A 13,323-nucleotide genomic window follows, 5' to 3' on the forward strand; every position below is an offset into this window, starting at 1 on the left:
CCTGCCGCTTCGCCTCATCCAGCAGCCACACCGGCCCGGCGTAGGCACGCAACACATCAGCATGTGCCTGTTCGGCCAACACCAGCCGCGGAGACGCATCGGCCAGCATGTGCGCCAATCGTTGTGGCGGATAAGCCGGATCGAGCGGCACATACGCCCCGCCGGCCTTGAGGATGGCCAGCAGCGCAATCACCAGCTCGAAGGAACGCGACAAGCACACCCCGACACACACATCGGGCCCGACCCCGGCAGCGCGCAAAGCGTGTGCCAGTTGATTGGCGCGGGCATCGAGTTGGGCGTAGGACAGCACGGCATCGCCCAGCAACAGTGCTGGGGCAGCCGGCTGGGCGTCGACCTGTTGTTCGAACAGGTGATGGAAGGCCGGTGGCGATGCGTGCGCAACTGCTGTGGCATTCCAGTCCAGCAGCAGCTGTTGCTGCTCGACGGCCGTCAACCAGGGCAGGTCGGCGCAGCGGGCGGTTGGGGTGGCCACGATGCCATCGAGCAGGGTGGCATAGTGGCCGGCCATGCGGGCAATGGTGGTCTCGTCGAACAGATCGGTGTTGTATTCGAACAGCGCCTGTAAAACTTCACCGTCTTCCATCACGTTCAGCGTGAGGTCGAATTTGGAAGTGGCCCGCTCGATCTGGACGGTTTCCAGTGTCAGCCCGCTAAACGATAGTACGCTGCGCGGGTTGTTCTGCATGACCAGCATCACCTGGAATAGCGGCGAGTAGCTGGTTTGCCGTTCTGGGCGCAGCAGCTCGACCAAGTGCTCGAACGGGGTGTCCTGATGCTCGTAAGCGCCCAGCGTGGTTTCACGCACCTGCTCCAGCAGCGTGGTGAAGGCGGCCTGCGGATCGACCCGTGCCCGCAGCACCAGCGTGTTGATGAAAATGCCGATCAACGGCTCGACTTCGGTCCGATTGCGGTTGGCGATCGGCGTGCCGACGCACAGATCATGTTGGCCGCTGTAGCGCGCCAGCAGGAGGTTGAAGGCTGCCAGCAAGGTCATGAATAGTGTGGCGCGGTATTGCTGGCTCAAGGCGAGCAGGCCGGCAGTGGTCGCGGCCGGGATGGTGAAATGCGCCATGCTGCCATTGTAGGTCTGCACCACAGGGCGTTGCCGGTCTGTCGGCAGGGTGAGCATGGCCGGTGCACCAGCAAGCTGCGCTTTCCAGTAGGCCAGCTGCGCTTCCAGCGCTGCGCTGCTGAATGCCTGCCGTTGCCAGTGGGCAAAGTCGGCATATTGCAGTGAAAGCGGCGCCAGCACGGCTGGCTCGCCGGAGAGCGCTGCGGTGTAGAGCGCGGCCAGCTCGCTGACCAGAATGCCGGTTGCCCACCCGTCGGTCACGATGTGGTGTAGCGTAATGGCGAGGATATGCTCTTGCTCGCCCAGACTGATCAACAATGCGCGCAGCAGCGGGCCGCGCCCCAGATCGAAGTTGATGCGGCTATGCGCCTCCAGCAGCGCGTTGCTTTCTTGTGGGCGCTGCGCCTCATCCAGCGCTTTGAGGTCGGCTTGTTCTATATCCAGTTCAAGCTGTGGCGCGATGATCTGCACCGCTTGTTCATCGCGACTGACGAAGGTGGTGCGCAATCCTTCATGGCGCGCGATCACGCCATTGAGCGCTGCCTTGAGTGCATTTGTGTTCAGCGCACCGTGCAGCCGGATGGCGAACGGAATGTTGTAGACCGCACTGCGCTCGAACTGATCAAGGAACCACAACCGCTGCTGGCTGAAGGACAGCGGAAAGGCATGCTCCTGCCCAGGGTGGCGTAGCTGTGCAAACAGCGGTGGCAGCGCAGCATCACGCCGGCTGGCTACGGCGTCATCAATGCGGGCGGCCAGTGTGGCAACCGTCGGGGCCTCAAAAAGGGCACGCAGCGGCAACTCGATATTGAAACCGGCGCGCAGTTTCGACATGACCTGGGTGGCCAGCAGCGAATGGCCGCCTGCAGCAAAAAAATCATCCTCTGCACCGACACGATCAAGCTTCAGCACCTCGGCCCAGACCGCTGCGACGGCGGCTTCGCTGGCCGTGCGCGGTGCAATATGGGTTCGTGCTGCGTTGTGCAGATCCGGCTTGGGCAGCGCCTTTCGATCTACCTTGCCATTGGCGGTGAGCGGCAGCCGATCAAGCAGCACAATGTGTTGCGGCACCATGTAGTCGGGCAAGCGCTCAGCCAGTTTTACGCTCAGTGTCTGTGCGTTCAAACCACCTATCGTTGCAATGACATAAGCTACCAATCGCTTGCTGCCATGTTCGTCTTCCAGTGCGGTGACGATCGCGCTGCGCACTTCAAGCAAGCTGGCCAGTACGGTTTCGATTTCGCCCGGCTCGATGCGCATGCCGCGCACCTTGATCTGAAAGTCCTTGCGCCCCAGCACGCGAAATTGACCATCTGCAGTAATGCAGCCCAAGTCGCCGGTGCGGTAGAGCACGTCGCCTGCGTGCGGGCTGAGCGGGTTGGGGATGAAAGCCGCTTGCGTGGCATCGTCATTGCCGTAGTAGCCCAGGCTGCGATAGGGCGTGCGAATGTGGATCTCGCCAATCTGGCCGGCAAAGCAGGGGGCCTGTTGCTCGTCGAGCAAGATGGCCTGCGCACCGGCGATGGGCTGACCCACCGGGATATAGCTCGTGTCTACCGGTGTTGACGGCAGTCGATGGAAAAAACGTGCCAGCGTGGTTTCGGTTGGGCCGTAGAGATTGACCAGACCGGCCCGCTCGCCAAACAACTTGATCCAGCGATTGGCATCGGCAGGCAGCAGCATTTCGCCCGCCAGCAGTACGTGTTGCAACGCAGGCAGGCAGTCCGCATCCAGCCGCCCGCTATCGAGTAGCGTGCGGAACAGGGTGGGCACCGAGTGCATCAGTGTAATGCGGGATTGCTCCAGCCAGCCCAGCAACGCGGCAGCATCAAGCACCGTATCTGTCGGGGGGATGCAGATCGTGCCACCTGCGCAGAGCGCAGCAAAGACATCGCGCAGGTACACATCGAAAGTCGGGATGGTGAGCTGACTGATGCGGCTGTTTGTATTCAGGTTGAACTCACCGATTTCCCACTGGATGAAATGGGCCAGCGAGCGGGTTTGCCCCAACACGGCCTTGGGCTTGCCGGTAGAACCAGATGTGAAATAGATGTAGCAGGGTGCATCAGCCGCAACGGGTGTGCGCGACCAGGCGGGTATGGTCGCATCGTCAATAATGGCGCTGCCGTATTGGTCGAGCAACAGGCAGCCAGGGCTCTCGCCATCGGCATGAAGCTGCTGCCGCAGTTCATCATGCGCTTGTTGGCTGATCAGCCATTGCGGTGTTGCAACGTCCACCATATCGCGCAAGCGTTGCAGCGGATAGGACGGGCTGAGTGAAACGAATATCGCTCCGGCTTTGAGTACCCCCAGCATGGCAATCAGGTGAGCCAGCGGGTCTTGCAGCAGCAGGCCGACGATCTGCCCGCTCTGGCAGCCTTGTGCAGCCAGCGATGCAGCGATGCGATTTGCCAGTTGGTCGAGCTCGCGATAGCCGAGCTGGCGGCCGTCATACTCCACGGCCGGGTGGACGGGGGTTTGCTGCGCGGTTTGCTCGAACAGGTCCAGTACGTTGTTGGCAGCCAGCGGCAACAGCAGGTTGTTATCGCTGATCTGTGAGAAACCAGGTTGCAGTTGATCCCAAGCTGCAATAGTGGCCGCGCGCTCGGCCGGGGTGTGCAGCGGCAATGCGTTGATGGGGCAGGCTGGATCAGCCGCAATGGCGGCTAACAGGCAGGTAAAATGGCGGCCCAAGCGCTCTATGGTGGCGCTGTCGAACAGGTCGGTCTTGTACTCCACTGAGCACATCAGCGTGCCGGCATGCTCGAAAACGGCCAGACGCAGGTCGAGCTTGGCAGTTGCAGTGCTGGCAGTGGCTGGCTTGAGCGTAAGGCCGGGCAAGTCCAGCGCATCCATTGGCGCGTTCTGCAACGCAAGCATCACCTGGAAGAGCGGCGCATGGCTGGTGGAGCGCTCGGGCTTGAGCAACTCTACGACCTGATCGAAGGGCAGATCCTGATGGGCGTAGGCATCCAGCGTGGTTTGCCGTACTTGCAGCAGCAGGGCCTTGAATGATGGATTGCCTTCCAGATCGGTACGCAATACCAGCGAATTGACGAAGAAACCGATCAGCGGTTCGACTTCATCGCGGTTGCGGTTGGCAATCGGTGTACCCAGGCAGATGTCGTGCTGTCCGCTATAGCGTTGCAGCAGCACGTTGAACGCGGCAGCCAGCACCATGAACAAAGAGCTTTGCGTATCGCGGGCCAGCGTGTTGAGCGCGGTGCCGGTTTCAGCATTGATGGTGAAATCGTGCGTGGCGCCTGCATAGCCCTGCACCACCGGGCGCGGCCGATCCGTGGGCAATGCCAGCAGCGCAGGTGCGTTGGCCAGCTGCTTCTGCCAGTAATTGCCCTGTTGTTGCAGGACTGCGCCGGTCAGCCATTCGCGTTGCCATTGCGCAAAATCGGCGTACTGGATGGTCAGCTCGGGCAAGGGTGATGCTTGCCCGAGCAGATGGGCCTGATAGAGCGCGGCCAGTTCACGGAACAACACCCCCATCGACCAGCCATCCGACACGATGTGGTGCAGCGTATACAGCAGAATGTGCTCATCTGCCGCCACACGCAGCAGTTTTGCGCGCAGCAGCGGGCCGCTTGCCAGATCGAACGGCACTCTGGCTTCTGCATCGGCCAGCTGTCGAGCCTCGTCTTCACGCTGTTGCGCCGACAGCGTGGTCAGATCCACCAGCGGCAGGGCGATCTTGAACGCATTGCCAATGATCTGCACGGCTTGCCCGTCGACAAGCGCGAAATGCGTGCGCAGGGTTTCATGGCGGCGCACGATTTCATCCAGCGCGCTTTGCAGCGCGTCAATATCCAGATTGCCGCACAAACGCATGGCGTTGGGAATGTTGTAGAACGGATTGCCCGGTTCAAGCTGATCCAGAAACCACAGGCGGTGTTGCGCATGTGACAGCGGCAGGGGTTGGTCGCGCGAAACGCGCACCAGCGGCGCACGCTCGGTTTCCAGTCCGAAGGTGTTGCTCAGGAAGGCAATGATGGCATCCTTGTTATCGCGGATGCGCGTCTGCATGTCCGGTGTGAGCGCGCCTTTGGCGCTCTGGCTGCGCAACTTGCCGTTCTGCACCGAAAAGGTCACGCCAAGATCGCGCAGTTCGAGCAGGAATGCCTTGATGTCCATCTGTCCGTCCTTGATTGCTTCGTGCAATGCACACGGGCTGCGCCGGGCATGGCCCGGCGGCCTCTGTCAGTATTCGATTTCTTCCAATGCAGCCGAAAATGGCTGCACGACATCGTTCGCGAAATAGCCCATGCGGATGCAGATTTGCCGCTGCGGGTCGTCGAAGGCACCGCGGCCGTGCATGGCCCGCCAGTTGTCGACGATCAGCACGTCCCCGGCTTGCAGATCAATCGACACCGTATTTCGGAGCGCGATATCGAGCAGATCGGCGCGTATGGCCGGGTCCAGCAGCGAGGCATCGTCAAAGCCGGTTTGCGGGAACACGGCAATGCTGTTGGAAAAGGCCTGGGCGCCATCGATGCTGCGGTATACCTGCGCCGGCACGTTGTATTCAAAGTCGATATGCTCGCCATGCCGGGTGCAGACAGCGCCGGGGACAGACTGCAGCGCAGCCAGTATCGTGTCGGCATCGTTGGTGCCGAAAAACTGGGCGAAGAACGGCAGTTCGACCTGCCGGTACTGGTAGCGAATGCTGCGATTCATGAACAGCGCCTTGCTGCTTTCCGGCATTTGATCCCACAGCCGGATGCCGTCCCACAGCAGCGATGCGCCGCCATCGCTGGCCGGGCGAGTGCAGTAAAAGAACAGCACGTCCGGCCTGAATGGCATATAGGAAAACTCGGAGTGCGGGCCGACGAAATTGCTGCCCGGCGTCACCGAGCGAGTCTTGCCCTCATCACCCAGGCTTTCCCGGCTATCGTTGCCGTTATGAATGAAACGTGCGGCAACCGTCTGAGTGAAGCGCTCAAACGTAGCGAGGTCGCCGGCGAAGCCGCGCAACAGCAGGGCGCCATGCTGCTGCACGCTGGCAAGCGCCTGCGGGCCGGCAACGTCGCCCAGCGCCTGGCCGGGTTTGGCAGTAATCATGGCGGCGAAATCATCGCCCAGCATTTGTACTTGCATCTTCATTTACCTTGCAGGGCATCGAGCCCTGCTGGGATCAGGTTGGCGGCTTGCTGCATCAGTACTCGACCTCTTCCAGATCATCGTCTTCGTGCAGTACATCCGTGCGCAACAGGGTTTGCAGTTCGTCATAGCGTTGCGCCAGTGCTGCAACGGTCGGCGTTTCAAAAATTACGGCGAGCGGGATATCGACGCCAAACTCGCGCCGGGTGCGCGACATGATTTGCGTGGCCAGCAGCGAATGGCCACCCAGCGCAAAGAAGTTGTCGTCCACGCCCACCCGATCCAGCTTCAAGACCTCGGCCCAGATGGCTGCCAGTTTTGCTTCGGTCTCGGTGCGCGGGGCGACATAGCTGTCGGTTTCGCTTGCCAGCTGTTGAGGCGCGGGCAGTGCTTTGCGATCGACCTTGCCATTCAGCATCAGGGGCAGGCTGTCCAGCTGCATGTAGCGTGCCGGTACCATGTAGTCAGGCAGTTGCAGTTGCAGTTGTGCCCGCAGGTCGGCATCCGTGAGTTCACTACCCGCTTCGGCCACCCAGTAAGCGACCAGCCGCTTGTCGCCCGGCTCATCCTCACGCGCCAGTACGGCGGCGCTGCTGATGCCCGGTAGCGCAAACAGCGCTGCTTCGATTTCACCCAGCTCGATGCGGAAACCACGCAACTTCACCTGCTGATCGGCCCGCCTCAGATAATCCAGATCGCCATTGGGCAGATAACGTACCAGGTCGCCCGTGCGGTAGAGCCGGGTGCCAGTCGGCCCGAAGGGATTGGGAATGAAGCGCTCGGCAGTCAGCTCGGGCCGATTGAGATAACCGCGCGCCAGCCCGTCGCCACCGATATACAGCTCGCCAGCGACACCCTGCGGTACCGGGTTGAGTTGTGTATCCAGCACATACATCTGTGCATTGGCGATGGGGCGGCCGATCGGAATGCGGCTGGGCACGTCGCCATGCATGGGATGCGTGGTCGAGTAGGTCGTGCATTCGGTAGGGCCATAGCAGTTCACCAACCGGCCACCGGCAGCGATAAAGGTGTTGGCATGGGCAGGCGAGAGCGCCTCGCCGCCGGTCAGCACCTGGCGGGCCTGCAGCAATTGCGGCAGCTCGTGCTCCACCAGCTGATGGAACAAGGCTGTGGTCAGGAACAGCGTGATGTCCTGGCCGGCAATGCAATTGCCTAGCTGTGCCAGCGTCAACCGGCCAGCCGGCGCGATGGCCACCCGGCCGCCGTTCAACAATGGCGCCCACCATTCAAAGGTGCTGGCATCGAAGGTCATTGCAGCCACATGCAGAATGCGCCCACCCGTCGGCAAATCGTAATAAGTCGCACCGCGCACCAGTCGCACCACGTTGCGGTGGCTGACTGCCACGCCCTTGGGCTGCCCGGTGGACCCGGAGGTGTACATCACATACGCGAGCTGATCCGGATACACCACTACCGCCGGTGCACCGATGGGTTGGCCCTGCCAGCTCGCCGGTTCCAGTGCCAGTTGCGGCACGTCATCCAGCCCCAGTGCAGGCCAGGCTGGGCCGGCAGCGAGCACCAGCGCGGGGGCTGCATCGTCCAGCAGGTAGCGCAGGCGCTGCACCGGCAAGCCGGGATCCAGCGGCAGATAAGCCGCGCCCGCTTTGAGGATGGCCAGCGTGCCGATCAGTACTTCAAACGAGCGCTCGGCGCAGATCCCCACCAGCGATTCGGCCCCGACGCCCTGCGCCAGCAGCGCGTGCGCCAGTTGATTGGCTTGCCGGTCCAGCTCGGCGTAGCTCAGGCTGCTGCCGGCAAACTCTGCAGCGATGTCATTCGGGTGTTGCCGGGCTTGCTGCGCAAACAGTGTGTGTATCGGCAGTGCCGGGTAGTCTGCTGCAGTGCGGTTCCAGTCGAGCAACTGCAACTGGCGTTCGGCGGCAGGCAGCAAATCCATGCGCGACAGCGGCGCGCCGGTGGCCAGCGCATCCAGCAGCCGCTCCAGCGCAAGCTGCATGTAGTCGCACAGCCGCTGCGCCGGAATACCAGCGCCGGTCTGTGCCGACAGCATGAAATCGTCACCCCATTCGTCCACTGCCATCACAAAGGGCAGGTTGGTCCGCTCCTGCATGCCGATGAACGACATGCCGTCCATGGGCGGCTGTTGCTCTGCGGTGCCGCGGGTACGGCGGCAGTTGAGCAGCGCCGTGAACAGCGGCAGCGGCGGTTCTACGCCGCTGGCCCGCTGTGCCATTGCCAGCGGTGCATGCTCGTGCTGCATCAGGCCGGCCAGCGCCTGCTGGGTGGCTTGCAACGCTGTTGCTGCATCGGCATGGTCTATCCGCAGGCAGAGTGGCAAGGTATTGATGCAAGGGCCCATGATCCGGTCTGCGCCATCGCTGCCCTGCATGCGGCCAAACAGCACTGTGCCGAAAACCACTTCCCTGCGGCCTGTCGTCCTGGCCAGCACCAGTGCCCATGCCAGATGCATGAGTACTGCAGAGCTGACCTTGTGTGTTCGGGCGCTTTGCATAATTCGTTGCGACAGTGCACCGGGCAAAATCAGCCGTGCATCGTCGACATCGCTGCCATCGCCATGTACTTCGGTGATGTCATATGGGGCTGTAGGCGTATCGATATGGCCCAGTGTGCGGGCAAAGAATGCCTCGTGCTCTGCCGCACTTGCACCAAATCGCGCCTGCGCAATGAAATTGCGGAATGGTTGTGCCGGCGGCAACTGCGCCTGTTGGCCATTGATGATCTGGGCAATCTCGGCAAACAGCCACTGCATGGTCAGGTTGTCGTCGATCATGTGATGCTGCAGCAGGTGCAGCACCCAGCGATGTTGCGCCTCGTCTTGTGCAATTACCGCCCGCATCAGCGGGGCCTGCGACAGATCAAGCCGCACGCGGCGCGGATCGTAGCGTTGATCAAGCTGAACCGCGATATCGCCGTCTGTTGCATCCAGTGTGGCCAGTTCCACTGGCAAGGTGGCATTGCGCCAGACCACTTGCATGGCTTCATCCAGCGATTGCCAGACGATGGCGGTACGCAAGATATCGTGGCGGTTGATGACTTGCTGCAGCGCAGCCAGGAAGGTATCCAGCCTGGCGCGGTCGGCAAAGGCAAACTGGAACTTCACCAGATAGGCATCGCCCTGCGTCTCCAGCTGATAGTGGAACAGCATGCCTTGTTGCAAGGGCGCCATCGGGTAGATGTCCTGCACATTGGCAACCCCGCCCGGCGTGGAGGCAATGATGCGCTCAATATCGGCTTGTCCGAGTGTGGCCAGCGGCAACATGTCTGGCGTGATGTGCTCGGCACCTGCCGTGATCAGGTTTGGTGGGACAACGACGTCTGCTGCCATCTCTCTGGCATCTGCCAGCAGTGCGGCAAGGTCGGCTATGGTAGGCGCGGCGAACAAGGTCCTCACATCACATTGCCAGCCAGCCTTGCGCAGCTGGTCGACCAGCGTGACTGCCAGCAGCGAATGGCCGCCCAGCGCAAAGAAGTTGTCATGGATGCCGATCTGCTCGAGCCGCAGTACGGCAGCCCAGATTTCGGCCAGCCGGGCTTCGCGCTCGTTGCGCGGTGCGGTACTGTCGGTACTGCTGCGCTCTGGCGCCGGCAGGGCCTTGCGGTTGATCTTGCCGTTTTCGGTGAGCGGAAATTGATCCAGCTGTACGAAGTGGGCCGGCAGCATGTAATCGGGCAGGTTTTGCCGCAGATGCTTGCGCAGCAAGTCCGGCTCGATGACATGCTCGGCCGTGAGATAAGCCACCAGGCGGGCATCGCCCGGCATGTCTTCACGCAGCAGCACCAACGTTTCGCGGATGGCGGGCTGTGCCGCCAAGGCTGCTTCGATCTCGCCCAGCTCGATGCGAAAGCCGCGCAGCTTTACTTGATGATCAATGCGGCCCAGATATTCGAGCGTACCGTCAGGCAGATAGCGCGCCAGATCGCCGGTGCGATAGAGCCGCCCGCCGGTGCCGCTGAACGGATCGGGGATGAAGCGCTCTGCCGTCAGTTCGGCCCTGCCCAGATAGCCGCGTGCAAGGCCGGTACCGGCAATGTACAGCTCACCGGCCACGCCGGTTGGCACCGGGTTGAGATGGGCATCAAGCAAGTGCGCAGCCAGATCAGGGATGGCGATACCCACGGCGGCGGCTTGTTGGCCGTGCTGCGTCAACGGCTGATAGGTGACATGTACCGTGGTCTCGGTGATGCCATACATGTTGACGAGTGCGGGCTGTTTGTCACCATGACGGGCAAACCAGGGCGCCAGCGCGGCGTGGTTGAGCGCCTCGCCGCCGAAGATCACGTAACGCAGTGCCGGCAACGGTGCTGCATTCAGCTGTACCAGTTGCTGGAAGGCTGACGGGGTCTGGTTCAGTACCGTTACGCCTTGCTGCAACAGCAACGCATGGTGTTGTGCAGGATCACGCGCCGTTTCCTGCGGCACCACCACCAGCTTGCCGCCATGCAGCCATGCGCCCCAGATTTCCCATACCGAGAAATCGAATGCAAATGAATGGAACAGGGTCCAGACATCGTTTTCGTTGAAGCCAAACCATTGCTCCGTCGCGGCAAACAGTCGCAGAACATTGCGGTGCGGCAGCAGCGCACCCTTGGGTTTGCCGGTGGAGCCCGAGGTGTAGATCACATAGGCCAGATGATCCGGTCCGTTCAGCTGCGCCGGGTTTTCTGCATTGCCGTCACTGGCACTCGCCGCATCGTCGAGGTTGATGATGTTCGTTTCCGCGGGCAGTACATCGCGCACGGCCGTCTGCGTCAGCACCAGCCGTGGCTGTGCATCGGCCAGCATGTAGGCCAGGCGTTCCTGCGGGTATGCCGGATCCAGCGGCAGATAGGCGCCGCCCGCCTTGAGAATGGCCAGCAGGCCGACCAACAGCTCCGGCGAGCGCTCGGCACAAAGCCCCACGAGCACGTCTGGTCCCACACCACTGGCGCGCAACTGGTGCGCCAGGCGGTTGGCCTGCCGGTTCAGCGCTGCATAGCTCAGGGTATCTGCCCCGTACGCAATGGCCGTGTTTTCCGGCGTGCGTGCGGCTTGGGCTTCGAAGCCGGTGATCAGGGTTGCTGTATCGGAAAGTGCAAACGAGCGGGTTGTTGTCCGGCTGCGGCGTTGCTGCAGCTCGTATTCGGGTAGCACATTCAGCGTGACGATCCGCATGCCGGCATCGCGCTGCAAGCCATCTGCAATGCCGGCCAATGCCGCATGCATATAGTCGTGAATGCGCTGCGCCGGAATGCCCGCGCCGATTTGTGCAGTCAAAACCAGATCATCGCCGACATCGTCGACCGACAGCACGAAGGGCAGATTGGTACGCTCTTCGGCAAGAATGATCTCGCAACCATCCAGCGTATGGCTGTTGGTTTCGGCCTGCACGCGGCGGCAGTTGATCAACGACGTAAACAGCGGTTGTGGTGCGGCAATGCCGCTGCAACGTTGCGCCAGCGACAGCGGCGCGTGCTCGTGCTGCAGCAACTGCACCAGCATGTCGTGTGTGCCAACAAGCGCGTCGCGCAGGCTGATGTTGCCGACGTTCAGTCGCAGGGGCAGGGTGTTGATGCAGGGGCCCATCATGCGGCCGGCCTCACCGCCGCCTTGCATGCGGCCGAACAACACCGTGCCGAACACGACGTCATCACGCCCGGCCAGGCGCGCCAGTACCAACGCCCAGGCCAGATGCATCAGGCTGGCCGTATTGACGAGATGATTACGGGCCTGTTCGCGCAGTCGCAGCGACAGCGCACGCGGCAATGCATGGCGTGTTTCACTGACATCACTGCCGTCGCCCAGCACGTCAACCACGCCAAATGGTGCCGTCGTTTCGTCGACATCCGCCAGCATGTGGCAAAAGAAGGCCTCATGCTCGGCATTGCTGGTGCCCAGCCGCGTCTGTGCGATGAAGTCGCGGAACGGCAGTGCTTGCGGCAGCTGATCCTGTTCGCCCTGCATGATGCGACGTACTTCGTCGAACAGCAGCTGCAGTGTGAGATTGTCGTCGATCAGGTGGTGTTGCAACAGATGCAACACCCAGCGCCCATGCTCGGTGTCTTCGGCCACGAAGGCCTGCATCATCGGCGCATGGCTGACGTTCAGGCGGTAGCTGCGCGGGTCGTAACGCGTACCAAGTTGTACAGCGATATCGCCATCATCGGGCGCAAGCACCAGCCACTCCACCGGCAGGCTGGCTGTACGCAGCACCACCTGTACCGGCTCGGCAAGTTCCTGCCAGTGCACGGCTGTGCGCAGGATATCGTGCCGGGCAATCACGGTTTGCAACGCTGCGATGAAGCTGTCGAGCAAGGCACGGCTGGCAAAGGCAAATTGCAGCTGCGCCAGATATGCATCACCCGCTTCGTCAAGCAGGTGATGGAACAGCATGCCCTCTTGCAGCGGCGCCAGCGGATAGATGTCCTGGATATTGGCCATGCCGCCTGGCACGCTAGCCGCGATCGCGTCGATTGCGCTTTGCGCCAGATCGATCAGCGGCAGCATGTCCGGCGTGATGCAGTTGCACCCGGCCGGAATCAGGTTGGGAGGTATCTGCAAGGCCGGTACGGTATCACCCAACGCCTGCACCATGGTGGCCACCGTCGGGTGAGTGAAAATACTGCGTACCTCGGCAGGCAGACCGGCCTGGCGCATGGCATCAATCAGCGCGACGGCTAGCAGCGAATGCCCACCCAGCGCAAAGAAGTTGTCATGCACCCCCACCCGATCCAGCTTGAGCACCCCGGCCCAGATTTGCGCCAGTCGCGCTTCAGTTTCAGTGCGTGGCGCCACATAGCGATCTTCATCCACCTCCCGCTGCGGTGCCGGCAAGGCCTGCCGGTCCACCTTGCCATTGGGGGTCAACGGCAGTTGTTCCAGTTCGATGAAATACGCCGGCACCATATAGTCCGGCAGGCTGCGCAACAGGATGCTCCGCAAGGCATCGCCATCCGGCATGGCCTGTTCCGGCTGCGCCACCAGATAAGCCACCAGCCGGGTGTCCTCGTCGGCCTGACGGGCCACCACCACCGCATCCCGAATCGCCGGCTGTTGCAGCAAGGTGGCTTCAATCTCGCCCAGCTCGATGCGGAAACCACGCAGCTTGACCTGCTGATCACTGCGGCCCAGATAGTCAATG

Annotated in this window: 3 protein-coding genes; all 3 read right to left on the reverse strand. The window is 61.9% G+C overall.

All coding sequences use genetic code 11. The annotated features are described in order from the left end of the window. On the reverse strand, window positions 1–5,236 hold a 5,236-nt coding region (locus tag B9A19_RS21185), incomplete at its 3' end, for a non-ribosomal peptide synthetase (protein WP_139799039.1). 66 nt (window positions 5,237–5,302) lie between these two features. Next, a complete protein-coding gene (locus tag B9A19_RS21190; RefSeq protein ID WP_084093145.1) occupies window positions 5,303–6,205 on the reverse strand; it encodes a TauD/TfdA family dioxygenase in 903 nt (300 codons plus the stop codon). A 52-nt stretch (window positions 6,206–6,257) separates the two neighbouring features. Further along, window positions 6,258–13,323: non-ribosomal peptide synthetase (locus B9A19_RS21195; protein WP_139799040.1), on the reverse strand; the 7,066-nt coding region annotated here is incomplete at its 5' end.

Origin of the sequence: Andreprevotia lacus DSM 23236, assembly GCF_900176275.1 — a bacterium.
GTDB lineage: Bacteria > Pseudomonadota > Gammaproteobacteria > Burkholderiales > Chitinibacteraceae > Andreprevotia > Andreprevotia lacus.